This is a genomic window from Streptomyces doebereineriae, assembly GCF_031845645.1.
In the GTDB taxonomy this organism is placed as follows: domain Bacteria; phylum Actinomycetota; class Actinomycetes; order Streptomycetales; family Streptomycetaceae; genus Streptomyces; species Streptomyces canus.
The window spans coordinates 1-26,718 of sequence record NZ_JAVREZ010000010.1; the positions used below are offsets into that span (position 1 = coordinate 1).

The following is a 26,718-nucleotide window of genomic DNA, read 5'->3' on the forward strand; positions in this document are numbered from 1 at the left end:
TCTTGATGTGGGGGCGGCGTTGGGGCCCCCGCGGGGTGCGCTGGTCGCCGGGGGCCTGGCGGGGGCCCGGGGTGGGGGGGTGGGTCCCGTGCAGGATCCGGCCCAGGGTGCTCTTGCCCGCGCCGTTGGCGCCGACGACTCCGAGCACGCTGCCCCGGGGGACGGTGAGGCCGACTTCGCGCAGCGCGGTGACTCCGCCGTAGGCGTGGTCCACTGCGTCGAGGTGCACGGCGGGGTTCTCGGTACCCTGGCGGGCGGGGAGTTCGTCCCGTGTGCCTCCCTCGCCGAGGTAGGAGGAGCGCACTCGGGGGTCGTCGAGGATCTCGCCGGGGGTGCCCTCGCCGATCGGCCGGCCGAAGTCGAAGGCGACCACCCGGTGGGCCACGGCGAACAGGTCGTCGAGGACATGGTCGATGATCACGACCGCTGTTCCGAGTTCCTGTTGCCGCACGATCTGCCGCGTCAGCAGCGTGCGCTCGGTGGCGTCGAGGCCGCCGAACGGCTCGTCCAGGATGAGCAGCCCGGGTTCCTCGGCGAGCGCCCGGGCGAGGTCGAGGCGCTTGTGCAGGCCGAACGGCAGCTCGGCCGGGTAGCGGTCCGCGACGTGCGCGAGACCGAAGCGGTCCAGGAGCTCGGCGGCCCTGTCCCGGTCGTGCGCGGTGATACGGCGACGGGTGCACAGCACGTTCTCCAGGACGGTCAGTTCGGGGAACGTCTCGGCGTGCTGGAAGGTGCGCCCGATGCCGAGCCGGCGGCGAGCGGTGGCACGGCTCTTCAGCAGGGGCTTTCCCACGTAGTGGGCACTGCCCGCCACCCGTCCGCCTCCGACGAGCCCGGACAGGACGTTCAACAGGGTCGTCTTTCCGGCGCCGTTGGGCCCGATGATGGCGAGGGTCTCGCCGGCCCGCACGGACAGGGAGGCGCCCTCGAGCGCCTTGAGCCCGCCGAAGGTGACCGCGATCTCCTCGAGTCGCAGCACCTCGTCCGCGGTTGTCCCCGGTGCCGGTACGCGCCGCGGGGACTCGTCCGACGACTCCACCGGTGTCGCGGGGCGCGCGGGCGGACGTCGCAGCAGCCGGCGCGCCGTCCGTCCGAGGAAGAGCACCACTCCGCCCGGCAGGAACAGCAACGCGGTGATGAGGACGACCCCCTGGAGGATCGGCTGTGCCACTCCCGCGCTTTCGGCCACCGTAGGGGCCCAGGTCAGGTACGCGCCGCCGACGACCGCGCCCAGCAGCGTGCCCGCGCCGCCGAGTACGCACGCGGAGATGAGGGCGATCGCCAGTGCCAGGGAGAAGGGGTCGGGGCTGACGAATCCGACGACCAGGGCGAGCAGCACACCCGCCAGTGCCGCGAACACGGCACTGACCGCGAAGGCCAGCGCCGACTGGGCCTCGGGTGCGATGCCGATCGAACGGGCGGCCATCGGGTGGGACTTGGCGGCGACCAGCCGCATCCGCAGGGCGCTGGGCCGGGCCCCAGCGGCCACGGCGAGCGCGATCCCGGCCGCGCCCACCGCGAGGTACTGCGCCTGGGTGCCGGCGCTGGCCAGCGTGCCGAGACCGAGGGCACTGTGCAGTTTCTCCATCGGTATGCCCTGGTCGCCGCCGGTCACTCCGGTCCACTGGCCCATGACCTCCAGCGACACCATGGTGAACGCGAGGGTGAGCAGTGCGACGTACAGCATCGAGAAGCGGGCCCCCGCGGCCCCCAGGAACGCCCCGAAACCCGCGGCGCACACGGTCGCGCCGAGCAGCACGAGCTCCAGTGACCAGCCGTGTGTGCTGCCGTACGCCGCGAAGTAGGCGCCCAGGGCGAAGAACGCGGGGTGGGCGATCGACCAGATGCCCGCCCATCCGGCGAGCAGATTCACCGAGAGGACGAGGATCGTGTAGACGGCCGCGAGGCCCACGGAATACGCCTGGTAGGGCGGGATGGCCCCGGTGTTCAGCACGACGAGGAGCAGTGCCGCGGCGAGTGGCCCGAGCACCGCCCTGGCGACGGTGGAGCGGCTGACGAGCGAGAGGGTGGAACGGCTGACGAGGGAGTTGCTGGAACGACTGACGAAGGACATGTACCGCTCCCTCAGACCCGCTGGAAGGTGCGTACGCCGAACAGCCCCTGCGGGCGGATCAGCAGCACGAGGATGGTGAACGAGAAGACGAATGTGTCGCGGTAGCCGGCCGAGACATAACCTGCCGCCAGGTTGTCCAGGACGCCGACCGTCAGTCCGCCGATGACGGCCCCGTACATACTGGTCAGGCCGCCGAGGAAGATCCCGGCGAAGGCGCGGAACAGCGGAGCGCTGAGCACGGTCGGCACCAGTCCGGCCCGGGGCGCGTACAGGAAGGCGGCGAGCGCCGCGAGGCCGAGCCCGAGGGCCCAGGCGATCCGGGCGATGCGCTGGGAGCCGAGGCCGAGGATCCGTGCCGTGTCGGCGGACTCGGCGACGGCGCGCATCGCGGTGCCGATGCTGGTGCGTCCGAAGAGATACGCCACCAGAGCCATCGCGACGGCGGCCACCGCGATGGTCAGCAGGCTCTGTGCCGGTACGGCGGCGCTCCCGAGGGAGACCGAGCCCTCCACCAGGCTCGGGAAGAGCCGTGGCTGGTCGTCCCAGATCGTGCTGATGGCGCTCTCGGCGATGAGCGAGACGCCCATGGTCATGACGAGCGCCGAGAGGAGTTCCCCCTGTGCAAGCGGCCTGATCACCGCTTCCCGGGCGACCAGGCCGACCGCGGCGGTCGTGACGATCGCGGCCACGGCGGCCAACAGCAGGGGCAGACCGCGCTCGTTCAGCGCCAGCGCCGCGTACAACCCGACGGTCGCCAGGCTGGCGAGGGCGAAGTTGACCACGTCGGTCGCCCGATAAATGATCACCAGCCCGAGGCCCATCAGGCCGTACACCGCACCACTGGCGAGACCGCTCACCAGGATGAGCAGGAACTGATCCACGTCGACCGTCTCCTCGCACCCAGACCCGCGCGCCCGGCGCACTCAGCGTCGCCTGCGCGCATTACAAACTGAACTCAATTCATGAACCGTAAGCAACGGGCCGGGGAGGGGCAATACCCCTGCACGAGTTCCTTCGACCGCCGGCCACACAGAGAGCCTGGGCCGACGACCCCGCCGGGACCGACGGAAGGGATCCCTGCGAGGCGCGCCCGTACGAGCCCCGCCCCGGTCAGGTCGTGAAACGGCCACCGTTGGCCAGTAGCACCGCGCCGACCAGGTTCACCGAGGCCTCGCTCGCGAGGAACAGGGCGATGTCGGCGATCTCCTCGGGCGTCGCGTAAGGGCGCACCCGGGGGTCGGCGAAGCCGCTGCGCAGGACCTCGGGCGTGCGCGCCGCCATCCCGGTCTCCGTCGGGCCGGGCGCGACCACGTTCACCCGGATCCCGGACGCGATGACCTCCTTGGCCACCGCCTGGCTCAAGGCGTGCACCCCCGCCTTGGAGGCCGCGTAGTGGGGATAGCCGACCGGGGTGTCGAAGGCCGAGGACGAGCCGATGACGACGATCACACCCGCCCCCACCGGGCGCATCGCCCGTACCGCGGCCCGCAGCACATGGAAGGTGCCGTCCAGGTTGACGCGCATGACGCGCCGCCAGGACGCGTCGTCGAGCCGGTCGGTCACCTCGATGGGCCGCTCCTCGACCAGGGCGTCCGCGATGAGCTGCTTGGCCTGCGGGTCGTCGACGCCCGCGGCGTGCACGACGACGTCCAGCCGCCCGTGTTCGCGCAGTACGTCGTCGACGACCGCGTCGACCGCGGCGGCGTCCGACACGTCGAGCGCCGCCGCACGCCCGGCCGTCAGCTCCTTGGCGACGGCCTCTGCCCCCTCACCGTCCACATCCGCGACGACCACGGCCCGCGCCCCCTCGTCGGCCACCTGCCTGGCGACCGCCGCCCCCATTCCCGAGGCGGCACCCGTCACCAGTACGACGCTGCCCTCGAACCTGGCTCCTCGCTCGTTCCCGTCCATCCCGCGCACTCCCTCTCGGCCGCATTATGGCGTCGACCCAATCGTTACTGAACTGACTTCACCTCTGTTACCGTCACCGTCGGCCAACTGACAAGACCCGGGACGGTGTGCATGCAAGCGGTGCGGCTTACTGAATGGGGACGGGAACCGGCGCTCGCCGAGGTGGAGCGCCCGGTCCCGCGGGGGACCGAGGTGCTGGTGCGGGTCGAGGCCGCAGGGCTGTGCCAGTCCGACGTCCACGTCATCGACGCGGCCGAGGGAGCACTCCCCTACCGGCCGCCATTCACCCTCGGCCACGAGGTCGCCGGCCATGTGGCGGCCCTCGGCCCCGACGCCGAAGGTACGGCGGCGGGTGAACGCGTGGTGGTCTACGGCCCGTGGGGCTGCGGGAACTGCACCCGCTGCGCCGCCGGTCGGGACAACTACTGCGACCACCGGGGCGACCTCGGCTGGCACGGAGTCGGGCTCGGCCGGGACGGAGGGATGGCCGAGTACCTCCTCGTCCCCTCCGCCCGCCATCTGGTGCCGATCGGTGACCTGCCCGCCGCGCAGGCTGCACCGCTCTCCGATGCGGGCCTGACGTCGTATCACGCCCTCGCCGGAGTGCGGCATGCGCTCGGCGAGGGCAGCGTCGCCCTGGTCATCGGCGTCGGCGGACTGGGGCACCTGGCGGTCCAGATGGTGCGTGCGACCACTCCGAGCCGGGTGCTGGCGGTCGACATCCGGGAGGAGGCGGTGAACCTCGCCCTGCGGTCCGGCGCGCATCTCGGCGTCCCGATGGGGGCGGACACGGCCAAGGTGCTCAGGGCGGAGACCGGCGGCGTGGGAGTCGACGCCGTACTCGACTTCGTCGGCAACGAGGCCACGTTCGCCCTCGCCGTCCAACTGCTGCGCCCCGGCGGGGAACTGGCCGTGGTCGGTAGCGGCGGCGGCCGGCTGACGGTACGCAAGCCGGGCTTCCTTCCTGCGGGCTTTCGGCTCTCCCTGCCGTTCTGGGGCACCCGCCCCGAACTCGCCGAGGTCATCGCCCTGGCCCGTGCGGGCTCACTCCACGTCGAGACGGAGCAGTTCCCGCTGTCCGCGGCCCCCGAGGCGTTCGGCCGGCTGCGTCAGGGGCGGGTGCGCGGCCGGGCGGTTCTGCTGCCCGACTGACACGTGCCTCCTGGCTTCCTGCCGATCGACGCTGGTTGAAGTGACGCGATCAATCGTGTGCACGACTGTTGCCTGCCGGACCCGACGCGCTTACATTCACCTGAACTGAACTCAGGTTGCACGGCATGGAGGCACGGCGTCAGCCGTAGCCCGGTCGACAGGAGAAGTGCCATGAGTCGTCGCAGAACCAGCTCCAAGGGCCGCACCCGCGCCACAACGGCCCTGTTCACCACCGCCGCACTCCTTGCCCTGGCGGCGTGCGGCGGCAATGCCGACGCCGGCACCTCGGCCAAGGCGGCCGGCGGCAACCCCGCCGGCGTCAAGGCGGCCGAGGAGGTCCTCGCCCAGTACTCGAAGCGCCCGACGAGCATCGGCATCACGCAGCCGGTGGGCAAGCCGGTCCCGACCGGCAAGAAGATCGACTTCATCCTGTGCGGCGTGCAGTCCTGCCAGGACCTGGCGAACTACTTCACCGAGGCGGCCAAGGTGCTCGGCTGGAGTGTCAACAAGATCCCCACGCAGGGCACCCCGCAGTCGGTCCAGGCCGCCTGGACGCAGGCCGTGCGCGACAAGCCCGACGCGGTCATCGCCTCCGGATTCCCACGCAGCGTGTTCGCCAAGCAGTTGAAGCAGCTCAAGGGCATGAACATCCCCGTCGTCGAGTCCTCCACGGACGACACCGCGGGCGACGGCATCAGCATGCTCATCGACGGGCCCGACGTCGTGGACATCGAGGGCAAGATCATGGCCTCCTGGGTGACCTCCGACAGCCAAGGTGACGCCGACACCGTCTACTTCGACATGCCGACCTTCGGCATCCTCAAGCCGGTCGCCGACGCCTTCCGCAGCGACTACGAGAAGTGGTGCGCGGGCTGCGGCTACGACAAGGTCGACGTGCCGATCACCGCCATCGGCAAGGACATGCCGGACCGCGTGGTCTCCTACGTCCGCGCCCACCCCAAGGTCACCCACATCGCCTTCTCGCTCGCCCTGCTCAACGTGGGCGTGCCGGCCGCGCTGCGGGCCGCCGGGCTGCAGAACAAGGTCCACACGATCGTCAACGTCGGCGAGTCCACGAACTACCAGTACATCGAGTCGGGTCAGACGCAGGCCGCCGTCGCGTTCAACAACATCGAGAACGCGTGGGCGCAGGCCGACGGGCTGGCACGGCACTTCACCGGCCAGTCGATGAAGGTGACGCAGGACGCCCAGCTGCCGTTCATGCTCATCGACAAGGACAACCTGATCTCGACGAAGACGCAGTTCCCGCTCGTCGAGGACTACCAGGCACAGTTCAAGAAGCTGTGGGGCAAGAGCTGACGTCCCTCCCCGACGTCCCGCCACCGCACTGACGCTTCGCAGTACTGAAGCTACTTCAGCTTGGCTCACGACCCGATCGCGCGACACGGCGCATATGGGAGTCACCGCATGTCCACACAGCTCCTCCATCTCATACGTTCCCGCCCACTGGAGAAGGACCTGACCGTCCCCGAGAGCCCGCGAGTGGAGGTGGGCGCGTGATGGGCAAGGTGATCGAGGCCGACTGGGTGGTCGTCGGCGGTGGCAGCGCGGGATGCGTGCTGGCCGCCCGGCTGAGCGAGGACCCCACCCAGCAGGTCGTGCTCCTTGAGGCCGGCCCGGACTGGCGGTCCGCCGACGCCCCGCCCGAGATGCGCAGCATGAACGGCTGGCGGGCACTGGACGGGACGGCGTGCGCACCGTTCCAGTGGCCCGGTCTGGAATCGCGGCGCAGCACCGCGCAAGAGCGCCGCCCGCATGTGCGCGGGCGGGGTCTGGGCGGTTCGTCGTCGGTGAACGGGATGATCGCCATCCGTGCGCTGCCGGACGACTACGACCGCTGGGCGTCCTACGGCTGTCCCGGCTGGTCGTACCAGGAGATGCTGCCGTACCTGCGGCGCATGGAGAGCGATGCGGACTTCGGCGACCGGCCCCACCACGGCGCCGACGGTCCGATCCCGGTACAGCGGCTCGGGCGTGAGGCGTGGGGCCCTGCCGACCACGCGCTCGCCGAAGCCGCCCTGGGCATCGGCCACCCGTGGTGCGACGACCACAACGGGCCCACCGGGACCGGCGTTTCGCCCTACGGCATCAACGCCCGCGACGGCGCTCGGGTCACCGCCAACGACGGCTACCTGGAGCCTGCCCGGCAGCGGCCGAACCTGCGGATCGTGGGTGACGCGACGGTCGATCAGGTGATCGTCGAGGGCGGTCGCGCGGTGGGTGTGCGGGTGCGCGTGGACGGCACCTGGACGCAGGTCCGCGCCGCGCGGGTCGTGCTCTGCGCCGGGGCCGTGCACTCCCCCTCGATCCTGTTGCGTTCCGGCATCGGACCGGGCGGGCCTGTGGCGTCCCTGCCGGTCGGCGAGGGCATGCAGGAGCATCCGCTGGCGCTGTTCTGGCTCCACCAGCGCCCCGAGGCGCGGCCCGGCCTGAACGAACGGCAGACCAACTGCTGTCTGCGCTACTCATCCGATCTGGCGGGCGCGAGCGAGAACGACATGATGATCGTGTCGATCAACCAGACCCTCGCCCTGCCCGACATGAACGACTCGCACCTGGTGGCCGACGGGGCCCGCGGCACCTGGGGCGGTGCGGGCGGCGGCCACGTCTCGGGCGGTCCCGGGCTGCTCTGTCTGTGGGCCAACCAGGAGTTCTCCCGCGGCACCCTGCGCCTGTCCTCACCCGACCCGGACGTCCACCCCGTCATCGAACAGAACCTGTTGAACGACCCCGGGGACCTGACACGGATGCGGGACGGCGTCCACCGCTGCCTGGAGCTGGTCCGCTCCGGTGCGTTCGACACCGCCTTCGAGCACATCGCCGTCGACCTCGCCGGCACGGGCACCGACGCGCTCGCGGACGACACCGCCATCGACCGGTGGCTGCTGGAGACGATCGGCGACACCGGCCACATCTGCGGCACCTGCCGCATGGGGGCGCCCGACGACCCGCGCGCGGTGGTCGACCCGACCGGCCGCGTGCTCGGGGTCGATGGCCTGTGGGTCGCCGACGCCTCGGTCTTCCCCGAGGTGCCGCGGGCCAACACCAACCTGCCGACCATCGCCGCCGCGGAACGGCTCGCGGACCTCATGACAGGTCGCACGAACCCGACCACCGGCGTCGAGAGCCTGGCCGTACAGGGCGGGTCGTGAACGGGATGACGGACACAGTGACGACAAGCCCGGTGCTGAGCATCACCGGACTGTCCAAGCGCTTCGGCGGAACCCAGGCGCTGCGGGACGTCGATCTGGACATCGCGCAGGGCGAGATCCACGCCCTGGTCGGCCCCAACGGCTCCGGCAAGTCGACCCTCATCAAGATTCTCGCCGGTTACCACCAGGCCGACGCGGGAGCCGACGCCCGGCTGGACGGTGAGCCCTTCGACCTCGGCTCGGACCACGACCGGCTGCGCTTCGTCCATCAGGAGCTGGGCCTGGTGGGCGAGTTGAGCGCGATGGACAACCTGGCGCTCAGCCGGGGCTTCGCCCGCAGCCGCCTCGGCAACATCCGCTGGCGCGAGCAGGAGCAGCGCACCGTGGAACTCGTCCACCGGTTCGGCCTCGACATCGACGTACGCCGCCCCCTGGTGGACGCCACGCCCGTGCAACGCACCGTGGTGGCCGTCGCCGCCGCGCTCCAGGGCTGGGAGGCCGACCAGGGCCTGCTGGTCCTGGACGAACCGACTGCGGTACTCCCGCCGGGCGAGGTCGGCAAGCTCCTGGACATCGTGCGGGAGGTACGGCGGGGCGGGGCGAGCGTGCTGTACGTGTCGCACCGCCTCGACGAGATCTTCCAGGTGGCGGACCGGGTGACCGTCATCCGGGGCGGCCGGCGCATCGCCACCCGGCCCGTGCGGGGGCTGACGCCGCAGCGCCTCGCCTCCCTCATGGCCGGCGAGGCGACGGAGCGTTCCGCCGAGCGCCCGAAGGTCTCTGCGGCTTCACGGTCCGGCGAATCCGCCCTGGAGGCCCGGGAGTTGACCGGCGGTCCGCTCCGGGGGCTCGGGTTCTCCCTCGCCCGCGGTGAACTGCTCGGTATCGCCGGGCTCGCCGGTTCCGGTCACGACGTGCTGCCCTACGTCGTGACCGGAGCCTGGCCCGGTGACGTACAAGGGCAGTTGCGCTGTCCGGGCCGGTCGCCTGAGTGGTCCGACGCCTCCCGCGCCGCCCGCCTCGGCATCCCCCTGGTGCCCGGGGACCGGGCGGCCCACGGTGTGATCGCCGATTTCAGCGTCGCCGAGAACCTCACGCTGCCGCTGCTGTCCCGGCTCCGTACGGGGCGGCGCATCCTCGACGGCCGGCACGAGGCCGCAGTCGTCGACGACTGGGTGGAGCGGGTCGGGATCCGCACCGCAGGCCGCGACGCCCCGATCACCACACTCAGCGGCGGCAACCAGCAGAAAGTCGTCATGGCCCGCTGCCTGGCCCTCGAACCCGACGTGCTGGTGCTGTGCGAGCCGACGGCCGGTGTCGACATCGCCACCCGGCTCCAGCTCTACGACCTGATCAAGGAGCAGGCGGCCCAAGGGCTCGGCGTCATCGTCTCCTCGTCCGACGTGGGCGACCTGCTCGCCCTGTGCACCCGGGTCCTCGTACTGCGCGACGGCCAAGTCGTCCGGGAGATCGCCGGCGATGCCATCACCGAGCCGACGCTCGTCCATGCCATGGAAGGAACCGAAGAATGAGCACCACCGCCGCCGACCCCACCGGCACCGGCCCGTCCCTCGGCGAGCCGACCGAGGCGCCACCCGCCTCGCCGCCGACTCGACCCCCGCTGGGACGCCGTGCGCTGACGGGTCTGTCCTTCACGAACATCGGCGCGGTCTACGTGTGGATCGTGATCATCGTCGTGTTCTCGTTCTGGGCGCCGGACACGTTCCCCACCTGGCAGACGTTCCAACAGGTGCTCAACAGCAACGCGGTGACCGGCCTGGTCGCGTTGAGCGTGGTGCCGCCGCTGGCCGCGCGCGTCTTCGACCTGTCGATCGCCTACACGATGTCACTGACCGGAGTCATCACCGCCAAGGTGATCATTTCCACGGACATCGGCGCCGGGGGCGCGATCGCCCTCGCCATGGGCACCGCCCTGGTGATCGGCGTGATCAACGGAATCGTCGTGGTGACACTGCGGGTCGACTCGTTCATCGCGACGCTGGCGACCGGGTCGCTGATCCAGGCGTTCATCACGATGTTCACCGACGGCACGTCGATCACCGGCGTCAAACTCCTGCGTGAACCCTTCGCGAGCATCGGGCAGAAGAGCGCGGGCGGCTTCACCATCCCCGTCCTCTACCTTCTGGTGGTGGCGGTCGCGCTGTGGTTCGTCCTGGAGCACACCGCGAGCGGGCGCCGCCTGTACGCGACGGGCTTCAACTCGGACGCGGCACGTCTGCAGGGAGTGCCCACCGACCGCCTTCGCTTCCTCACCCTCGTCGCCTCCTCGGCGATCGCCGGATGCGCGGGCGTCGTCTTCGCCTCGCAGATCGGCTCGGGCTCTCCCGAGGCGGGCACGCCCTACCTGCTGTCGTCGTACGCCGCCGCCTTCGTCGGCGCCACCCAGCTCCGCGCGGGCCGCTTCAACTCCTGGGGCACGGTCATCGCGATCCTCCTGCTGGGCACCGGGACGGTGGGCCTCGGCCTCGCGACCTCCGCCCAGTGGGCCCCCAGCCTGTTCACCGGTCTCGTCCTGATCGTCGCCCTGGTCGTCACCGGCGGACGGCTCGGCCTCCGCACCCGCCTGACCCGCCGCCGCGCACCGCGTAAGGAGGCCGCCTGAGGCATCGCCGCGATCAGGCTGTGCGGCCGGTGTGGCGGCGCGGATTGCCGTAGCGGAGTCGGAGCGCGGGCAACTCGGCGGTTCGCACTGGCATCCAGGGGCGCTCTACGATCACCAGGCCCTGCCGCCCTGATCCCGTGACGCGGACGATGGTTGGCCGGACGAGCCGGAGGGGGCACCGTCGCGCCGTATCTGAGCCAAGTCGAGAGCTACGACGTCCCAGAGGAACCGGTGGGTGTGGATCCCCCCTGGCACCCTCGGGCCCGAACTCGCTCATGTGCTGCTGGGCCAGGCGGAGTTGACCCTGGCCCAGCACAACCCGGGCGCGGCGCGGCCGGCTTGCATACAACGGCGGCCTTCGGTGAGGCCGGGAAGCCGCTCTACGAGACCTCGGCCGGTGCCGTCGCCGCAATCGCGCTGAGTGATCACCGCATTGGTCTGGAAGAACAAGCCCGCGCGCAGGCGCTGTTCCAGAGTGATCTGTGACACCGCTGTGACCGGAGGTGTGGGTTCCGCCACAGCCCACGAGGGTGTCCCCCTGGTGAGGTGGGCGGATGTCGACCGCCTCCCGCACCGCTCCCGCCGTCCTCGCCGCTGCCCTGCTGCTCGCCGCCTGCGGTTCCCAGAGCGTCTCGCCGGGCGGAGGTGCCGGCGGCGGCCCGGTCCGGGCGGAGGCACTGTGCCCGTCGGACTTCTCCCGGTACGGCAGTCCGCCGTCCTCAGAACCGTCCGTTCGTCCCTCCGGCACACCGACCGCGCTGCCCCTGCCCTCCGTCGGAGGTACGGCCGAGGACGGCGTCAAGATCACCGCGCTGTACGCCTGGGGTCCGGAGAGCGGCTGCGCGGGAGTCTCCTACAGCGCGGACTTCGAACTGACCAACCAGCAGACGCAGACGGCCACGTACACGCTGACCTTCGGTTTCCTCTCGGCCTCCGGAGGCGCGGTCGACAACGCGGAACAGACCGTCGAGGCGGTCGGGCAGGGGCGGACGGTCAAGGGCACCGTCGTCATGGGGGAGCCGGTCGGGAACGCGCCCGAGGTGACGGGCATAGAGGTGATCAAGATACGCAGCGTTCCAGAAGCCGAGGCGCCGTCCGCCTCGGGAACGTGCCCGAAGTCGGGCATGCGCCTCTACGCCGACCAGGGGGACGCGGCCATGGGGCTGCGCGTCGTCGGCCTGCACCTGGTCAACTGCGGTACCGGGCCTCTTCAGCTCAACGGCTACCCGAAGCTCACGATCCAGGACGAGGACCACCACACCGTGGACGGCGTACACATCCTCCAGGGGACCGATCAGATCAGTACCGGCCTCGGTGGGGACGGCAGGCCGCAACCGGTCGTCCTGCGTCCCGGGGAGGCCGCGGTGGCCCAACTGGCCTGGCGCAACACCACCCAGGCCGGCGAACCGGTGAACGCGCCCTACGTCCGTGTTTGGGCCACGCCCGCAGCCGATCCCGTGACGGTGGCGCCGGAACTCGACCTCGGGACGACCGGAAAGCTCGGCGTCGGTCCGTGGCGGAAGGACGAGACACACCGGGAGCCCGCACCCACCACCACCGATGGTCCGTGATCGCGCTCCTCGCCCTGATCGCGTGCGCGCTCGCCGTGTACGTGCTCGCTCACCCCCGTACGGCACCCGGGATCAAAGTCGTCCTCCTCACCGCGCCGCCAGTGGCCGGAGTCGTCTGGCTTCTCGAGGAGGTGTACGAGAGGCCGTTCACCGCCGTGGCCGTCGCCGCGGTGTTCGTGGTCGTACTCGTCGCGCTGATCGGGCTCCTCGGCCACCCTCGCCTGCCGATCTGGGCGAAGATGATCGTGTTCGCCACGGTTCCGGTGACGGCGCTGGCCTGGCTGCTGGTCGTCACGGCGGACGACACGCTCAAGGACCCCGGCGAGGACCCCTGCTCCATGTACCACGGGGGCGTCGGCGTCTCGAAGGCGTTCCCCCCACAGGCGTACTGCCGCTACGAGTACGGCAGCACCCACAACCTCGCGAGCGGCGCCCAGTTCGTGTTCTGGGTCTGCTTCGCCATCAGCCTGGGGCTGCTGTCGATGGGTCTGTGGCAGGCCGTACGGGACCCGAGCACGCTCGTGCGGCAGTTCCGCTCCCGGGTGTGAGTGGACTTGGCCGGTGCCCGGCGGAGAGATCATGATGGGGGAATGTCTGACAACCGATCAGCTGCGGCACCGCATGTGGTGCGGCTCCCCCAGTACACGAAGGCGGACCAGGAGGAGATCCTGGGCGACGGCGATGATCCCTTCGGTGTCGCCTCGGCCGGCCTGACCTGGCTGCCGAAAGAAGAACACTTCGGAATCAGACACGAAGACCGGCTCGTGGCACACGCCGGCCTGCGGCTACTGCCTGTCGCGATCGGCGCCGCCGAGACAGAGGTGGTGGGAGTCGGCGGGGTGGCCGTCGCACCCGGCATGCAAGGTCAGGGCCTGGCTCGCCTCGTCGTCACAGCTGCCCTGGAGCACGCCCGCACGATGGGTCCAGGGCACGCACTCCTGTTCTGCCGGCCTCCCCTCGTGCCGCTCTACCGTCACCTCGGATGGCACCCGCTCGACACGGACGTACTTGTCGAACAACCCGAAGACCGCCTGGTGACCATGCCGCTGCGGACCATGGTGACGCCTCTGCGCGACGGTGCCCGCTGGCCGTCGGGACCAGTACGGCTGTTCTCGCTGCCCATGTGACACAGGGGACGCCCAAGGGCTGTCCCGCAATGATCAGGAAGCCCCCGCTCGCGGACACAGAAGCTGCGAGAGGTCGTTAAGTCCGTTTCAGGATGAGTCTCCGTAGCGGGTGGCAATCGCAGCGGCGCGGTTGCGTAGGGAGGTGCGCAACCACTGCGGGGCCAGGGCTTCTGCGTCCGTGCTGATCTGCCACAGCGCCCATTCGGCGTGTCTCGAATCTTGGAAGGTCACCTCCAGGCGCAGCCAGCCGTCTGCATCGGCTTCTTCGGCGAGGACGGCCAGCGTGGTGCCCACCAGGTCCTCCCGCCGCGCCGGGTTCACCCGTACCACCACGGTGACTTGGTCGCCGCCTGTCCGAAACCGTGTGCTGCGTTCTTGCCAGGCCCGGTCCAGATCGACCCGCTCTGGTCGCTGTGCCGGTTCGGCGAGTTCTTCGGCGGCCAGGATGCGGGACAGCCGGTAGGTGCGGTCCGTGCCGGACCGCGTGGCCAGCAAGTAACCCAGGTCGCGCACGGTGACCAGGCCGATCGGGTCCACCGTGCGCCATTTCGGGGTCTGGTCCATGGCCGCGTAGTGGATGCGCAGCTTGTGTCCTGCGAACACCGCGCGCCGGACCTCGGCCGCTATGGGGTCAGGCACATCCTCAGCGACCAGCCGACGCGAGAGGAGGTCGGCCTCAGGGTCAATGAGCAACCGCTCAGCCCGACCGGCCGCGGTGTCCCGATAGCCTTCGGGTAGTGCGTCGACGACCTTGAGCATGGCCGAAGCGAGCGCCGAACCGAGGCCGAATGCCTGCGCGCCGCGACGCGATCCAGCGACCAGCAGGGCAAGGGCCTCGTCGTGGTTCAGACCGGTGAGGTCGGTCCGGAAACCGGGCGACAACATGAAACCGCCGTGCCGACCGCGTTCGGCGTAGACCGGGACGCCAGCCGCGGACAGCGCCTCGATGTCGCGCAGCACGGTGCGGGTGGATACCTCCAACTCCCGGGCCAGCGTGTCCGCAGTCAGCCGTCCGCGCTGACGCAGCAGCAGCACCAGCGAGACCAACCGGTCGGCGCGCATACGAGAACGCTATCGAAATACGTGACCAAGGGTGTCGTGATTTGTTTGGAGGCTCCTCAACACGACGTCGAAGACGGCGGCTATCAAGCCGATGGACGTACGTACTCCTACGAATCGAATGGAGCTGACGTGGCAATGGAACGAACCGCGGTCAACCCGGTGACGTGGTCGGTGGAGATGGGATTCAACCAGGGTGAGGTCGTCTCCGGGCATACCCGGACCCTGTACATCTCGGGGCAGACCGCGATGAGCAGCGACGGCAAGCCCCAGTACGACGGCGACATAGCGGCGCAGTTGACGCTGAGCATCGAGAACCTGGAGGCCGTGCTCGGCGAGGCCGGCATGTCTCTCGCGAACCTCGTCCGGCTCAACGTCTACACGACCGACGTCGATCTGCTCTTCCCGCACTACGGCCTGCTGACGGCGCGGTTGGGCGCCGCCGGGGTGGCGCCGACCACCACGATGCTCGGGGTGACACGGCTGGCGATTCCCGGCCAGGTGGTCGAGCTTGAGGGGACCGCAGTCGCGTGATGCGACCTCGCCGCCCCTGCTACTCGTGCCTGTTGAACCGGCACGAGCAGCAGGCGTAAGTACGCCCTCTGAGAGGAGCTCGTGCGCCGCACCGAGCTGACATGAGGTTCGCTCGCTGAGTCCCGGAAATTTGTTGGACCCGTTGACGGGTGCGCATCATAGGGTTCGGGGCGCGGAGACGCAGTCAGTCGGCGAAGGAACGGTGGATGGCGGGACTGTACGAGATCTGGCAGCAGGCGGAGGTGTCGCGCAGGGGCGATGTGTTGTCGGGTTTCATCGCGATGGGCGTGGCCGGGGACGACGACGCGCGACGTCGTCTCGCCCAGCTGGTTGCCGGCGCGGACGCGGCCCTCTCCGCCTCGCCCCCGGAATCGGGGGTCGCCACGGAGTACCTGGACGAACTCGTCGGGTGGGCTGACACGGAGTGGGCCGATCACCCCTATCGTCCCGTGGAAGCCCGGCCTGATGAGGCCGACCCGGCAGACGCGTGACTACGCCAAGGACCTCCGGCACGCCGCACTCTCAGCCGGCGTGCGGGACGAGATGGGCCGCATCGAACTCAGTCTTGAGGTGCGGTTCCTGGCCCTGTGCCGCCAGCCGGGGTTGTCCTGTCGGATCCGACAGGACATCGTCTACGTCGCCGGGCGTGCCGCGATGGCCCTCGACCTCGGGCACTTGGAAGCGGCGGAGCGGAAGATCCGGCGCATGGAACAGGTGGGCTCCATGGAGCCACGGGAGAGCCGCTGCGGCTGAAGCGCCACTTTCCGAAGTACACAGGTGCTGGGGAACGACTTCTTCACGTGGCTGGTGTGATCACGGCGTCGGAACCACATTGGACAGCCCCGTTCAGCGGGCTGCAACCGCACGACTTCCACTGATCGCTACGTTGCGCCGGGAAGGTGCTGAGCTGACTCGTCGAGGGGCCTCCCGGGTCACTGCCGCTAGAAGGCCATCCGCATGTGGCTGGCGGAGGGGACAGTGTCCCCAAGCCTCACCTATAGCCCGTGACTCCTCCGCCGGCTGAAGCCGGGGGCTTCTCGCTATGCCGGGTTGGCGTGGCGACGGACCAGCCCGGCCCGTAATACGTTGGTCGCTGCCACGGTGTCGGCGTGTGCAGTGTGGCCGCAGGCGACGCAGTGGAACTTTTCCTGGGTGGGCCGGTTCTCCTTCGCGCAGTGCCCGCATTCGGGGCAGGTGCGGGAGGTGTTGCGGGGGTCCACTGCGATCACTTCCCGTCCGGCGCTTTCAGCCTTGGCATGCAGGATCGTCAGGAACACCCCCCAACCGGCATCGTGGATCGACTTGTTGAGCCCGGCTTTGGCGGCGGCTCCGTTGGGCAGGAAGGTGCCCGGCCGGTCGTTGTCGGGCCTGGGTTGTGGGGCCTTGCTCATTTGGCGGATCTTGAGGTCCTCGTGCGCAATGAAGTCGTGTGCGCGGACCAGGCCGAGGGCGGTTTTGTGCGCGTGGTCGAGCCGCTGGCGACGCACCTTGCCGTGCAGCTGGGCAACCTTGTCCACCGCGCGCTGGTGGTTGGCGGTCCGGTCCTTCGCCTTGCAGCGGGGGAACCGGGACAGGGCCTGCTGCGCCGCCTGGAGCCTCTCGGATGCACAGCGGCCGTAGCGCGGGGTGGGCACGAACCCGCCGTTCGAGTCGGCGAGGAAGTTCGCGATGCCCAGGTCGATCCCGGCCACGGAGCCGGTCGCGGGCAAGGGTTCGGGCTGGTCCTGCTCGGCGCTGAGCACGACGAACCACTTGCGGCCCTCGCGCTTGACCGACACGGTCTTGACGTGTCCAACCACCGGGCGGTGCTGGTTGACCTTGACGTGGCCGACGCCCTGGAAGCGGACGCGGGTGACGGGGTCGTGCGGGGTGGAGTTCCACCGGCAGCCGTCCCCGTCCTTGGGGAAGTCCACCGTGTCGAACCAGTTCACCCCGCGAAAACGCGGGTAGCCCGGGGTGTCGCCGGATTTGACCCGGCGGAAGAACGCGGCGAACGCTTTGTCGAGACGGCGCAGGGTGGCCTGCTGCGAGGAGAACGACCAACGCCCCTGACGCTCCGGATCGAACGCCCGGATCTCCTTGAGCTGCGCGGACTGCATCCCGTACTTGACGGTGGTCTTCGACGGGTGCCGCCAGGCATCACGCCGCTCCTGCAACGCCCCGTTGTAGAGGGAGCAGTGGTCCCGCAGCATCTCAGCCAGTGCCTGCGCTTGGCGGACGGTGGGCCGCATGAGGAACTTGTACGCACGGATCATCCGGCCCACCCCCCTTCCACGTCAGCCTCCTTGATCATACTACGCTTGGCGTATGTCACCACGCTGGGAGCCAAACCCCGAGATCCGCACCGGGCGTCATGTTACCCACACCCTGCACGCGCACTTGGTGTTCGTCACCAAGTACCGGCGGGATGTCTTCGATGACGACATGCTCAAGCGGTGTGAGGAGATCATGCGCGAGGTGTGCGCGGGCTTTGATGTGGAGCTGAACGAGTTCAACGGCGACAGGGACCATGTGCACCTGCTGGTGCACTACCCGCCGAAGGTCGCCCTGTCGAAGCTGATCAACTCCCTCAAGGGGGTCAGCTCCCGGTACCTGCGGGCCGAGTACACCGGCCGGATCAACCGCGTCGGCATGGGGTCGGTGTTCTGGTCCCGCTCGTACTTCGCCGGGTCCTGCGGCGGAGCGCCACTGACCGTGATCCGCCAGTACATCGAGGGCCAGAAGCGGCCCGTCTGACCGTCACCACGAGAGAGAAGAGACCTACGGCGCTTCGCGCCTCCTTGGCAAGGATGCGTTTCCCTACCCGGCTGAAGCCGGGGATACCCACGCAAGATCAGGGATGGAGCCTTTCGCCGAGAGGCGACCGCCCTCCGCACGCCACCGCACACGGCCCCGGCTGGTCTCCCCCGTCCAGCCGGGGCTTTCGTGCGCGGACCGTCCGCGCGGCCCCGTATTCGGAAGAAGCAGCCGCCTTCAGGCGAGGTGAAGGGCGCTCAGTGCGGTGGTCCAGTCGGTGACGATCGCCTGTTGTGCGGCGGCGAGGGTGACGGTGCCCTTGCAGACCGCGGTGTGCAGCTTCGTCTCCACCGGGTCCTTCGCGTTGTTGACCCCGGAGCCCTTCTTGTGGCCGGGGTCGGCCGGCTCGACCCACAGGTTGCGGTAGTCGTTGGGGTCCCCGCCCAACTGCAGGCTGATCAGGTGGTCGTACTCGGCATCTCCCATGCGTCCGGTGAACCCGTAGGAGGCGGCGTTGAGCTTTTTCTCTTTGCCTGTCACGTACGTGGAGGGGCGTATTCCGGAGGTGTAGCCGCCCTTGCGGCAGATTGTCGAGGCCAGGTTGGCTTGCGTGACCGCCGGGGATATGGCGCCCGGCGTGCACGTCGGGTCCTCCAGCGGTTCTCCCTTGAGGTACCGGTAGTGGCAGGAGCCCGCGGCCGGCTGCTTTTGCACCGTGTAGTGCTTCTGCGGGCCCGCCCCCACTGCGATCGCCCGCCCCGAGCCGGGCGACACTCCCGTCACCGGGCTCTGCGTCCCGGACGACGTCGACGTGCCGAGGGAGACGGGTGAACAGCCTGCCAGCAGCAGGCTGGTGAGCAGGATGGGTGGCACGGTGCGGCGGGCAGAGCGCATGACGGTCCCTCACAGGCAGACGGTGGCATGGTGGCTGAGCAGATGCTCCTCCATGCCGATGTCCTGCCACCGGGCGGGGTCCGGCTTCGTCGTCCGGCACGGCGCCGCGCCCTCGGGTGAGGTCGGCGGCCGTCTCTTCCTATGGCACTGGTCACGGCAGGACCTGGATCTTGCGGCCCTTGCCTGCCTGGAACTGCTCCAGGGCTCCGGCGTAGTCCGTCAGCGGCAGCCGGTCGCTGATGAAGGTCTCCGGGTCGAGCACCCCACCGGCGAAGAGGTCGGCGGCGCGCTCGTAGCTGTGCAGGACGGCCATCGAGCCGGTGATGGTGATTTCCTCGTTGTAGATCCGGTACGGGTCGATCGTGGCCCGGGTCGCGTAGTCGGCGACGCCGAACTGGAGGTACGTACCCCCCTTGCCGACGCGGCCCAGGGCGTCTTGGATGGCCTTGGCGTTGCCGGTGGCGTCGATGACCACGTCCCAGCCGCGCGGGCGCTCGATCGCGTCGGCGGTGGTGACCGCGTTGCTGCAGCCGAGGGTGCGGGCGGTGGTGAGCCGGTCCTCGTTGATGTCCACCATGTCGACGGTGGCCGCGCCGGTGCGTTTGGCGAGTTCCAGCATCATCAGGCCCATGGTGCCCGAGCCGTAGATCAGCACGTTGCTGGCGAGGGTGGAGCGCAGGATGTCGTAGCCGCGCACGGCGCAGGACAGCGGTTCGATGAGGGCGGCGTCCTCGGTGCGGATGTGCTCTGGGAGCTTCACGCAGTTCGCGGCGGGGGCGACCGTGTACTGGGCCGCGCCGCCGGGGACGGTGACGCCGATGGCGTTCCAGCGCTCGCACATGTTGCCGCGTCCGATACGGCAGTAGTGGCACTCGTGGCAGTACAGCGAGGGGTCGACGGCGACCCGGTCGCCGACCTTGAGGTCCCGTACCTCTGCGCCCAGTCCGACGACCTCACCGGCGAACTCGTGCCCGGGGATGATGGGCAGGGTGGGCGCGAACTCGCCCTGGAGGATGTGGAGATCGGTGCCGCACAGGCCGCAGGCTTTTACCTCGATCACCACCTGGCCGGGGCCCGGTGTGGGGTCGTCGACGGTCTCGACGCCGACCTGACCGGGCGAGCTGATGACGGCGGCTTTCACTTGACTGCTCCAAGGGACAGGCCCTGGACCAGTTTGTCCTGGGCGGCGAATCCGGCGATGAGAACCGGCAGGGAGATGCAGACGGCGGCGGCGCACACCTTGGCCAGGAAGAGGCCCTGGCTGGTGACGAAGCCGGTCAGGAACACGGGGGCCGTGCCGGCGACGACACCGGTGAGCACACGTGCGAAGAGGAGTTCGTTCCAGCTGAAGATGAAGCAGATCAGCGAAGTGGCGGCGATGCCGGGCGCGACGACCGGTGCGACGATCCGGACGAGGACCGTGGGCAGCCCGGCTCCGTCGATGGAGGCCGCCTCCAGTATCTCGACGGGGACCTCGGCGAGGAAGGAACGCATCATCCACACCGCGATCGGCAGGTTCATCGAGGTGTAGAGGACGACCAGCAGGGCGACGTTGTCGAGCAGGCCGGCGTTCTGCGCGATGAGGTAGATCGGCAGCAGTCCGGCCACTACGGGCAGCATCTTCGTGGACAGGAAGAAGAACATCGCGTCGGACCACTTGCGCACCGGCTTGATGGACAGCGCGTAGGCGGCCGGGATGGCCAGTACCAGCACCAGCAGCGTCGACATGAGGCTCGCGGAGAAGGAGTTGATGAGCGGCGGCCAGGGGGAGACGCCGGTGCTGGCTCCGAAGAACTCCTTGTATCCCTGGAGGGTGAGCGGCGCTCCCAGGCTCGGCGGGTTGGTGGCGGCGTCGGACTCGCGGTGCAGCGAGGTGAGCACCATCCAGGCCACGGGGAGGAAGAACAGGCTTCCGCAGAGCCAGGCAAGCAGGCCGAGTGCGCCGCGCCTGCGACGCATCGTAAGGCCCTCGGAGGTGGTCGTGGCCATCAGCGGGTCTCCTCTCGGAGCAGGGAAGAGACGGTCCTGAGCGCGAAGGAACCCACAAGGAGCGAGCACAGGACGACGATGACGCCCTCCGCGGAGGCCTGCCCGTAGTCGTGCGCCTGGTAGAAGGTCTCGTAGACCGTGTAGGGCAGGTTGGCCGTGCCCAGGCCGCCGCCGGTGAGGGTGAAGACGGCGTCGAAGTTCTGCACCACGTAGATGCTGCCGAGCAGCGAGGCCAGCTCCAGGTAGCGGCGCAGGTGGGGGAAGGTGAGGTAGCGGAAGACCTGCCAGGTGGTCGCGCCGTCCACCCGGGCCGCCTCCACGGCGTCCATGGGGCGGCTCTGCAGTCCGGCCAGCAGGATCAGCATCATGAAGGGCGTCCACTGCCAGATCAGCGATGCCTCCACGGACATCAGCGGCAGCGAGGACAGCCAGTCTGGTTGCGGCGGGTTGTCGCTGCCGAACAGGCTCCACAGCCAGGTCAGCGAGCCGTTGATCAGCCCGTAGGTGGCGTTGTACAGCGCGTGCTTCCACAGCAGCGCGGAGGCCACCGGTACGACGAGGAACGGTGTGATCAGCATCGTGCGGACGAGGCCGCGTCCGCGGAACTGACGGTCCAGGAGCAGGGCCAGTCCCAGGCCGAGTACCAGGCTGACCAGGACCACGGTGACGGTCAATGTGACGGTCGTCAGCAGCGAGGAACGCAGCTGCGGGTCGGTCACCGCCTCCTTGTAGTTGTCCAGGCCCGCGAAGGCCTTGTTGTCCGGTTCGAGGGCGTTCCAGCGCATGAACGAGATCGCCACGGTGCCCACGAACGGCAGCTGGGTGACCACGATCATGAAGATCAGGGCCGGGAGGAGCGGGGCGCGGCGGGCCCATGCCCCGCGGGATCGCCGGGGAGGTGCGACCTGCCCGGCGGTTTGCGGCGCCCGCGCACGCCGGGTGAGCGAGTGAGTGAGGGTCATCGGTGTGTCTCCGCTGGGCGACCGTCCCCCGGTCCCGTGGGTGTGGGACCGGAGGGCCGGAAGCGTCGGGTGTGTCGGGAGGGGATCACTTGTCCGCGTACTTGGCGGCGACCTTCTCGGCGAGTTCCTGGCCGGCCTTGAGGGCGTCATCGACGCTGGTCTTGCCGGCGATGGCGGAGCTGATCTGCTGGGAGACCTGTGTGCCGAGGTCGGTGAACTCAGGGATACCGACGAACTGGATACCGGGGGCGGGGCGGGGCTGCACTCCGGGGTTCTGCGGGTCGGCGGCCTTCAGCGCGTTCGCGGTGGCTTCGGCGAAGGACGACGCGGCAGCGATGTACTTGGGGTTCTCGTAGGTGGAGGTGCGCTTGCCCGCCGGGACCTTCGACCAGCCGAGCTTCTCGCCGACCAGCTCCTCGTACTTCTTGCTGGAGGCCCAGGAGATGAACTTCCAGGCGTCGTCCTGGTTCTTGCTCGCCTTCTGCAGGCCCCAGGCCCAGGTGTAGAGCCAGCCGGAGCTCTTGGTCTGGTCGACGGGGGCGGGCGCGTAGCCGATCTTGCCTGCCACCGGCGACTCGGAGGATTCGAGCGACCCGGCGGCGGAGGTCGCGTCGTACCACATGGCGACCTTGCCCTGCGTCATGTTGTTGAGGCACTCGGCGAACCCGGACTGCGGGGCACCCGCCTCACCGTGCTTGCGGACGAGGTCGACGTAGAACTTGGTCGCCTTGGTGAAGGCGGGCCTGTCGACCTGGGCCTTCCAGTCCTTGTCGAACCAGGTGCCGCCCATGGTGTTGACCACCGTGGTCAGCGGAGCCATCACCTCGCCCCATCCCGGCAGACCGCGCAGGCAGATGCCCTTCATCCCGGACTCGGCGCCGTCGGCCTTGGCGGCCAGGTCGGCGACCTGCTGCCAGGTGGGGGCGGCCGGCATGGTCAGCCCCTTCTCCTTGAAGACGTCCTTGCGGTACATCAGGAAGGACGACTCGCCGTAGAACGGCTCGGCGTATATCTGGCCGGACGCCGTCAGGGATTCCTGCATGGCGGGCAGGATGTCGCTCTGGGCGAAGGCGGTGTCCTTCTTCGCGTAAGAGGTCAGCGGGGCGAGCCAGCCGTTCTTGGCGTAGATGGGCGTCTCGTAGTTGCTGATCGTGGCGACGTCGTACTGGCCGGCCTGGCTGGAGAAGTCCTGGGTGATCTTGTCGCGGACGTCGTTCTCGGGCAGCACCGTGAAGTTGACCTTGATGCCGGTCTCCTTCGTGAAGTTGTCCGCCGTGAGCTTCTGCAGGTCGGCCATCTGCGGGTTGTTCACCATCAGCACGTTGATGGAGTGCGCGTCCGAGCCACCGCCGGAGCCGCCTGCGCCGGCGCAGGCGGTGAGCAGGGCGCCGCACATGGCCAGCGCGCCCAGTGGCATGGTGCGCCGCAGAACGGTCCTTCTTGAGTTCATGATCGTCTCTTTCATGAAATGTCGGGTGTGAGCAGCAAAGCGGGGAGGGAATGTGGGATCGGGCAGACGGGTGTGGTCGGCCAAGAGAGCAGGGGGTGCCGTCGGGATGGCTCCGGCGGAGTCGTCCCTGGCGTTGGATGAGGGCGGGCTGAGCGGGTCAGACCCGGTGGACGCGGGGTCCCATCAGTGAGTAGCGGTGCGCCTCGGCGCTGGACAGCCCGGTGTCGGTGACGATCGCCTCGAAGTCGTCCACCCCGGCGAAGCGGCAGAAGCTGCTCGCGCCGAACTTGCTGTGGTGCCCCATGAAGACACGTCGGCGTGACACTGCCAGCGCCTTGGCCTTGACGTCGGCCACGACCGGATCGGGGGTGGTCAGGCCGAGCTCGCGGGAGATGCCGTTCGATCCGAGGAAAGCCAGGTCGATGACGAAGCGTTCGAGCATGGCGCAGGCCCACGAGCCGACCGTGGCCAGGGTTCGGGCCCGGACTCGGCCGCCGAGGAGCAATACGGTGACCTGCGGAGAGTCCACGATCGCGGCTGCGGTGGACAGTGAGGCGGTGACCACGGTCAGAGGCCGGTGGTCAGGGAGGAGCGAGGCGAGGAGCTGGGGGGTGTAGCCCTCGTCCACGAACACGGTCTCCGCGTCGCCGAGGAGCTTGACCGCCTCCGAGGCGATACGGCGCTTGTCCTTGACATGCAGCGTCTCCCGTTCAGGAAGGCCCGTTTCGAAGCCCGCGCCCTCGACGGGATAGGCGCCGCCGTAGGTGCGGCGGATCAGGCCTCGGCGTTCCAGAACGCCGAGGTCGCGGCGGATGGTCTCCGGAGCGACGGCCAGACCGACGGCCGTGGTGGTGACCTCGACCCGTCCATGGTGACGAGCGAGCGCGAGAATCCGGCTCTGACGCTCTTCGGCGTTCATCGCACTCACCCGCCTTTCTGTACCGGTCCGGGCGCTGCGTGCCCGGTCTTGCCGCATATTTATATCAATCACTTTTCCGCGCAAACCTGCCCAGAGCGGGCCCTAAACTGCCCGATGACGCCCGATGTGATGAGCGAAAGCCCCAGCTCACGACGGCGAAGGGGAGTTTGTTCCACTTTCCGCTGACCGTGCGGGGCGTCCTCAGTGCCTGGTTCGGGCAGACGACGAACTGTGACCGACCTCATCGTTGCTCGGCTACCGACTGGAACGACCAGGTCGAGGAGCACGTCGCGCGGGGGGGCAAAGCACACCAGGAGGCCAGTCGCCGTGCTGGTGAACGACAAGAAGCGTTCCGCAAGCCGGGCACTGACAGCCGCGTATCCAGCCACAGTGTTGATGTGCCGCAGTCCGGACACGGTTCCGTAGCCATGCCGCTATGCACTAGGCACGGGGCACGCAGACCGGGGCCCGGATGCGCCTTCGGCCGCCCTGGGGACGTGAGAAGCCGAAGCAGCCGACAGCGGAGGCTCCCCCGGCGTCAGGCTTCCGGCTATCGGCTGGCCATGCGTTCCCTCGGACTCGCGGCGGAGATCGACGTCGTCTCCACCAGCTACACCCAGCGGGGAGGGTATGAGGGTGCCAAGGAACTGCTGGCGCGTCCCCGTCGGCCCACGGCCGTGTTCGCCCGGTGCGGACATCGTTGCCATGGGGGTGCTGGAGGCCTTCACCGAAGCCGGGCTGTCCGTTCCCGGCGACATTTCGGTGGCCGGCTACGACAACACGACCTTCGCCGCCTTCGGCCCGCTCTCACTCACGAGTGTCGACCAGGCGGGCACCGAGATCGGCAGAAACGCCGCGCGCCTGCTCCTCGAGCGGATCGCCGACCGCCGGAAGACTTCCGTACAGGTCAAACCCTCTCCGAGCCTGGTACCGCGACGGACCACCGCTCCGCCTCCGGAGTAGAGCGACGCACCGGGACCTGGGAGCCGCGTTCAACCGATCGGTTGAACGCGGCTTCCACCTCTTGGAGGCCTCTTCCCGCCGTACGGACGACGCGAAGTCGAGCTGAGCCGCACGAGAATGACCATCGCCCATGGCGCGCGCCGGGCCTTCTGTGCCACCCCCCTGAGAAAGGTCTCCTCGCATGCCCAGCTTCCCCAGCAGACGACGTGTCCTCGCCGTCGGTGCCGGTGCCGCCCTCAGTGCCGGTGCCTTCGGCGCCTCGGCCATCCCGGCCTCGGCCTCTCCGGCCGCGTCGGGGCGCTCGAGCGGACGCGAGGAAACGAGGTCGCTCGACGAGCTCTATCAGGCCGCCCTCGCGGAAGGCGGGAAGCTCGTCGTCTACGCCGGCGGTGACACGCCGACGCAGCAGGACGGCACCAAGGCCGCTTTCAAGGACCGTTTTCCGGACATCGACCTGACGCTGATCGTCGACTACAGCAAGTACCACGACGTGCGGGTGGACAACCAGTTCGCCACCGACACCCTCGTTCCGGACGTCGTGCAGTTCCAGACGCTCCAGGACTTCGACCGCTGGAAGCAGCAGGGCCGCCTGCTGCACTACAAGCCCGCCGGGTTCTCGAAGGTCTACGACAAGTTCAAGGACCCGCAGGGCGCATGGGTGGCGACGGGAGCGATCGCCTTCAGCCTCGTGTACAGCACGACGGCGGTCGGCTCGGGCGTGCAGCTCACCCCGCGCGACCTGGTCGACCCGCAGTGGAAGGGCAAGATCGCCTCGTCGTACCCGCACGACGACGACGCCGTCCTCTACCTCTACTCGCTGTACGCCCAGAAGTACGGCTGGGAGTGGGTGGCCAAGCTCGCCGCGCAGGACGTGGAGTTCGCGCGGGGCAGCAACTCCCCCGGCGACGCCGTCTTCGGCGGGCAGAAGCCGATCGGTATCGGCACAGCGGGTTCGGCGGTCCCGTCCACGTCGTCCCCCGTGAAGTTCGTCATCGACCCGCGCCACCCGTTCATGGCCTGGGGCCAGCGCACCGCGATCCTCGCGCAGGCCGAGAACTCGACTGCCGCAAAGCTCTTCCTCAACTGGCAGCTGTCCACCGAGCACCAGCAGCAGTCGTTCAACGGCTGGTCCGTGCGCACCGACGTGACTCCCCCAGCGGGCCTGAAGCAGATGTGGGAGTACCCCAACGCCCACGTGGACGGCTTCCCCCGCTTCATGGCCGACCGTGCCGAGGTGGAGCGCTGGAAGCAGACGTTCGCCCTGTACTTCGGCGAGGTCAAGGGCGACCCCACGCCCGGCTGGCTCGGACTGCACCCGGGCGCCTGAGCACTCCGCTGGGAGTGCCGCGATGTGCCGTCGATCGTCTGCGGCACCATCGTGGCTGGTCGCATCCGCGCGGCGGAGCCGCACATGGATGCAGCCCCGCGGCCCCTGCGGGGCGCTGTACCGCACCGGGCTTCACCAGCCCCGCCCAGCCATCGGCCCGGCTGCCGTTCCGCACTCTTCCTCCCGGAGGAACGGCAGCCCCGCTCTTCACATGAGTCATACAGTCGGCGGATAGACTCGGCCACCCTGTCCCA

Annotated in this window: 26 protein-coding genes and 1 pseudogene; 15 read left to right on the top strand and 12 right to left on the bottom strand. The window is 69.3% G+C overall.

Translation table 11 applies throughout. The features are described from left to right. From RNB18_RS27125 to RNB18_RS27135, 3 genes are all read right to left on the bottom strand, one after another. Positions 1–2,074, bottom strand: a 2,074-nt coding sequence (locus RNB18_RS27125) for an ATP-binding cassette domain-containing protein (protein WP_311716722.1), incomplete at its 3' end; no start/stop codon positions are given. Positions 2,075–2,085: 11 nt separating this feature from the next. Next, the gene (locus tag RNB18_RS27130) at positions 2,086–2,955 is read right to left on the bottom strand and encodes a branched-chain amino acid ABC transporter permease (RefSeq protein ID WP_266514068.1); all 870 of its coding nucleotides are present in this window, start codon (positions 2,953–2,955) and stop codon (positions 2,086–2,088) included. A 229-nt stretch (positions 2,956–3,184) separates the two neighbouring features. Next, the gene (locus RNB18_RS27135) at positions 3,185–3,985 is read right to left on the bottom strand and encodes an SDR family NAD(P)-dependent oxidoreductase (protein ID WP_311716723.1); all 801 of its coding nucleotides are present in this window, start codon (positions 3,983–3,985) and stop codon (positions 3,185–3,187) included. Between the two features lie 111 nt (positions 3,986–4,096). Between RNB18_RS27135 and RNB18_RS27140 the strand changes: the two genes are divergently transcribed. The 5 genes from RNB18_RS27140 to RNB18_RS27160 all read left to right on the top strand — a co-directional run bounded on the left by RNB18_RS27140 (position 4,097) and on the right by RNB18_RS27160 (position 10,933). Further along, positions 4,097–5,137 carry an NAD(P)-dependent alcohol dehydrogenase gene (locus RNB18_RS27140; protein ID WP_311716724.1) on the top strand — a complete coding sequence of 347 codons (1,041 nt, stop codon included), beginning with the start codon at positions 4,097–4,099 and terminating at the stop codon, positions 5,135–5,137. Positions 5,138–5,308: 171 nt separating this feature from the next. Beyond that, on the top strand, positions 5,309–6,457 hold the full coding sequence (locus RNB18_RS27145) for a substrate-binding domain-containing protein (RefSeq protein ID WP_311716725.1): 1,149 nt from the start codon (positions 5,309–5,311) through the stop codon (positions 6,455–6,457). Between the two features lie 200 nt (positions 6,458–6,657). After that, entirely contained in the window at positions 6,658–8,310 is a 1,653-nt protein-coding gene (locus RNB18_RS27150; protein WP_311716726.1) for a GMC family oxidoreductase, read from the top strand. Positions 8,311–8,315: 5 nt separating this feature from the next. After that, positions 8,316–9,842, top strand: coding sequence for a sugar ABC transporter ATP-binding protein (locus RNB18_RS27155; RefSeq protein WP_311716727.1), 1,527 nt, complete (start codon positions 8,316–8,318; stop codon positions 9,840–9,842). Continuing rightward, positions 9,839–10,933, top strand: coding sequence for an ABC transporter permease (locus RNB18_RS27160; protein WP_311716728.1), 1,095 nt, complete (start codon positions 9,839–9,841; stop codon positions 10,931–10,933). The genes RNB18_RS27155 and RNB18_RS27160 overlap by 4 nt, the downstream gene beginning before the upstream one ends. Before the next feature lie 273 nt (positions 10,934–11,206). Here the strand turns inward: RNB18_RS27160 and RNB18_RS27165 are convergent, their stop codons facing one another. Beyond that, positions 11,207–11,422 (bottom strand): hypothetical protein, encoded by a 216-nt coding sequence (locus RNB18_RS27165; RefSeq protein ID WP_311716729.1) that lies wholly within the window; start codon positions 11,420–11,422, stop codon positions 11,207–11,209. A gap of 65 nt (positions 11,423–11,487) precedes the next feature. Here RNB18_RS27165 and RNB18_RS27170 point away from each other — a divergent pair, with 65 nt between their 5' ends. From RNB18_RS27170 to RNB18_RS27180, 3 genes are read left to right on the top strand one after another with little or no spacing between them, the layout of a single operon-like run. Then, positions 11,488–12,504, top strand: a complete 1,017-nt coding sequence (locus RNB18_RS27170) for a DUF4232 domain-containing protein (RefSeq protein ID WP_311716730.1) — start codon at positions 11,488–11,490, stop codon at positions 12,502–12,504. Beyond that, complete coding sequence (locus RNB18_RS27175; RefSeq protein ID WP_311716731.1) at positions 12,501–13,052, top strand: hypothetical protein; 552 nt, start codon at positions 12,501–12,503, stop codon at positions 13,050–13,052. Before RNB18_RS27170 ends, RNB18_RS27175 begins: the two co-directional genes overlap by 4 nt. 42 nt (positions 13,053–13,094) lie before the next feature. Continuing rightward, positions 13,095–13,631, top strand: a complete 537-nt coding sequence (locus RNB18_RS27180; RefSeq protein ID WP_311716732.1) for a GNAT family N-acetyltransferase — start codon at positions 13,095–13,097, stop codon at positions 13,629–13,631. 87 nt (positions 13,632–13,718) lie between these two features. On the opposite strand, the gene RNB18_RS27185 is transcribed toward RNB18_RS27180, so the two are convergent. Next, positions 13,719–14,693: a helix-turn-helix transcriptional regulator gene (locus tag RNB18_RS27185; RefSeq protein ID WP_311716733.1), complete on the bottom strand. Its 975-nt coding sequence runs from the start codon at positions 14,691–14,693 to the stop codon at positions 13,719–13,721. A 135-nt stretch (positions 14,694–14,828) separates the two neighbouring features. On the opposite strand from RNB18_RS27185, the gene RNB18_RS27190 reads away from it, so the two are divergent. The 4 genes and pseudogenes from RNB18_RS27190 to RNB18_RS27205 all read left to right on the top strand — a co-directional run. Further along, complete coding sequence (locus tag RNB18_RS27190; protein ID WP_311717021.1) at positions 14,829–15,224, top strand: RidA family protein; 396 nt, start codon at positions 14,829–14,831, stop codon at positions 15,222–15,224. Positions 15,225–15,430: 206 nt separating this feature from the next. After that, complete coding sequence (locus RNB18_RS27195) at positions 15,431–15,715, top strand: hypothetical protein (RefSeq protein WP_311716734.1); 285 nt, start codon at positions 15,431–15,433, stop codon at positions 15,713–15,715. After that, positions 15,690–15,977: a hypothetical protein gene (locus tag RNB18_RS27200; protein WP_311716735.1), complete on the top strand. Its 288-nt coding sequence runs from the start codon at positions 15,690–15,692 to the stop codon at positions 15,975–15,977. The genes RNB18_RS27195 and RNB18_RS27200 overlap by 26 nt, the downstream gene beginning before the upstream one ends. A 47-nt stretch (positions 15,978–16,024) precedes the next feature. Continuing rightward, positions 16,025–16,171: pseudogene (locus tag RNB18_RS27205) on the top strand (IS5/IS1182 family transposase); the annotation flags it as partial. Between the two features lie 93 nt (positions 16,172–16,264). Here RNB18_RS27205 and RNB18_RS27210 read toward each other — a convergent pair. Beyond that, complete coding sequence (locus tag RNB18_RS27210) at positions 16,265–17,479, bottom strand: RNA-guided endonuclease InsQ/TnpB family protein (protein WP_311716736.1); 1,215 nt, start codon at positions 17,477–17,479, stop codon at positions 16,265–16,267. A gap of 52 nt (positions 17,480–17,531) precedes the next feature. Between RNB18_RS27210 and tnpA the strand changes: the two genes are divergently transcribed. Next, on the top strand, positions 17,532–17,960 hold the full coding sequence (gene tnpA, locus RNB18_RS27215; protein WP_311716737.1) for an IS200/IS605 family transposase: 429 nt from the start codon (positions 17,532–17,534) through the stop codon (positions 17,958–17,960). A 237-nt stretch (positions 17,961–18,197) separates the two neighbouring features. Here the strand turns inward: tnpA and RNB18_RS27220 are convergent, their stop codons facing one another. The 6 genes from RNB18_RS27220 to RNB18_RS27245 all read right to left on the bottom strand — a co-directional run bounded on the left by RNB18_RS27220 (position 18,198) and on the right by RNB18_RS27245 (position 24,174). Continuing rightward, positions 18,198–18,854, bottom strand: coding sequence for a hypothetical protein (locus RNB18_RS27220; protein WP_311716738.1), 657 nt, complete (start codon positions 18,852–18,854; stop codon positions 18,198–18,200). Positions 18,855–19,005: 151 nt separating this feature from the next. Continuing rightward, the gene (locus RNB18_RS27225; protein WP_311716739.1) at positions 19,006–19,995 is read right to left on the bottom strand and encodes a zinc-dependent alcohol dehydrogenase family protein; all 990 of its coding nucleotides are present in this window, start codon (positions 19,993–19,995) and stop codon (positions 19,006–19,008) included. Beyond that, positions 19,992–20,843, bottom strand: a complete 852-nt coding sequence (locus RNB18_RS27230) for a carbohydrate ABC transporter permease (protein WP_057613595.1) — start codon at positions 20,841–20,843, stop codon at positions 19,992–19,994. The genes RNB18_RS27225 and RNB18_RS27230 overlap by 4 nt, the downstream gene beginning before the upstream one ends. Continuing rightward, on the bottom strand, positions 20,843–21,805 hold the full coding sequence (locus tag RNB18_RS27235) for a carbohydrate ABC transporter permease (protein ID WP_057613594.1): 963 nt from the start codon (positions 21,803–21,805) through the stop codon (positions 20,843–20,845). The genes RNB18_RS27230 and RNB18_RS27235 overlap by 1 nt, the downstream gene beginning before the upstream one ends. An 85-nt stretch (positions 21,806–21,890) precedes the next feature. Beyond that, on the bottom strand, positions 21,891–23,255 hold the full coding sequence (locus RNB18_RS27240) for an ABC transporter substrate-binding protein (RefSeq protein ID WP_394817674.1): 1,365 nt from the start codon (positions 23,253–23,255) through the stop codon (positions 21,891–21,893). 157 nt (positions 23,256–23,412) lie between these two features. After that, complete coding sequence (locus RNB18_RS27245) at positions 23,413–24,174, bottom strand: DeoR/GlpR family DNA-binding transcription regulator (RefSeq protein ID WP_311717023.1); 762 nt, start codon at positions 24,172–24,174, stop codon at positions 23,413–23,415. Between the two features lie 705 nt (positions 24,175–24,879). On the opposite strand from RNB18_RS27245, the gene RNB18_RS27250 reads away from it, so the two are divergent. Then, a complete protein-coding gene (locus RNB18_RS27250; protein ID WP_311716740.1) occupies positions 24,880–25,137 on the top strand; it encodes a substrate-binding domain-containing protein in 258 nt (85 codons plus the stop codon). A 181-nt stretch (positions 25,138–25,318) separates the two neighbouring features. Next, positions 25,319–26,464, top strand: coding sequence for an ABC transporter substrate-binding protein (locus tag RNB18_RS27255; protein WP_057613591.1), 1,146 nt, complete (start codon positions 25,319–25,321; stop codon positions 26,462–26,464). Positions 26,465–26,718 lie beyond the last annotated feature (254 nt).

Coding starts and splice junctions, on each gene's coding strand:
- RNB18_RS27135 (WP_311716723.1), bottom strand. CDS start 3,985: ATGGACGGGAACGAGCGAGGAGCCAGGTTCGAGGGCAGCGTCGTACTG.
- RNB18_RS27140 (WP_311716724.1), top strand. CDS start 4,097: ATGCAAGCGGTGCGGCTTACTGAATGGGGACGGGAACCGGCGCTCGCC.
- RNB18_RS27145 (WP_311716725.1), top strand. CDS start 5,309: ATGAGTCGTCGCAGAACCAGCTCCAAGGGCCGCACCCGCGCCACAACG.
- RNB18_RS27150 (WP_311716726.1), top strand. CDS start 6,658: ATGGGCAAGGTGATCGAGGCCGACTGGGTGGTCGTCGGCGGTGGCAGC.
- RNB18_RS27155 (WP_311716727.1), top strand. CDS start 8,316: ATGACGGACACAGTGACGACAAGCCCGGTGCTGAGCATCACCGGACTG.
- RNB18_RS27160 (WP_311716728.1), top strand. CDS start 9,839: ATGAGCACCACCGCCGCCGACCCCACCGGCACCGGCCCGTCCCTCGGC.
- RNB18_RS27170 (WP_311716730.1), top strand. CDS start 11,488: ATGTCGACCGCCTCCCGCACCGCTCCCGCCGTCCTCGCCGCTGCCCTG.
- RNB18_RS27180 (WP_311716732.1), top strand. CDS start 13,095: ATGTCTGACAACCGATCAGCTGCGGCACCGCATGTGGTGCGGCTCCCC.
- RNB18_RS27185 (WP_311716733.1), bottom strand. CDS start 14,693: ATGCGCGCCGACCGGTTGGTCTCGCTGGTGCTGCTGCTGCGTCAGCGC.
- RNB18_RS27190 (WP_311717021.1), top strand. CDS start 14,829: ATGGAACGAACCGCGGTCAACCCGGTGACGTGGTCGGTGGAGATGGGA.
- RNB18_RS27195 (WP_311716734.1), top strand. CDS start 15,431: ATGGCGGGACTGTACGAGATCTGGCAGCAGGCGGAGGTGTCGCGCAGG.
- RNB18_RS27200 (WP_311716735.1), top strand. CDS start 15,690: ATGAGGCCGACCCGGCAGACGCGTGACTACGCCAAGGACCTCCGGCAC.
- RNB18_RS27210 (WP_311716736.1), bottom strand. CDS start 17,479: ATGATCCGTGCGTACAAGTTCCTCATGCGGCCCACCGTCCGCCAAGCG.
- tnpA (WP_311716737.1), top strand. CDS start 17,532: ATGTCACCACGCTGGGAGCCAAACCCCGAGATCCGCACCGGGCGTCAT.
- RNB18_RS27220 (WP_311716738.1), bottom strand. CDS start 18,854: ATGCGCTCTGCCCGCCGCACCGTGCCACCCATCCTGCTCACCAGCCTG.
- RNB18_RS27230 (WP_057613595.1), bottom strand. CDS start 20,843: ATGGCCACGACCACCTCCGAGGGCCTTACGATGCGTCGCAGGCGCGGC.
- RNB18_RS27235 (WP_057613594.1), bottom strand. CDS start 21,805: ATGACCCTCACTCACTCGCTCACCCGGCGTGCGCGGGCGCCGCAAACC.
- RNB18_RS27240 (WP_394817674.1), bottom strand. CDS start 23,255: ATGAACTCAAGAAGGACCGTTCTGCGGCGCACCATGCCACTGGGCGCG.
- RNB18_RS27245 (WP_311717023.1), bottom strand. CDS start 24,174: ATGAACGCCGAAGAGCGTCAGAGCCGGATTCTCGCGCTCGCTCGTCAC.
- RNB18_RS27250 (WP_311716740.1), top strand. CDS start 24,880: ATGGGGGTGCTGGAGGCCTTCACCGAAGCCGGGCTGTCCGTTCCCGGC.
- RNB18_RS27255 (WP_057613591.1), top strand. CDS start 25,319: ATGCCCAGCTTCCCCAGCAGACGACGTGTCCTCGCCGTCGGTGCCGGT.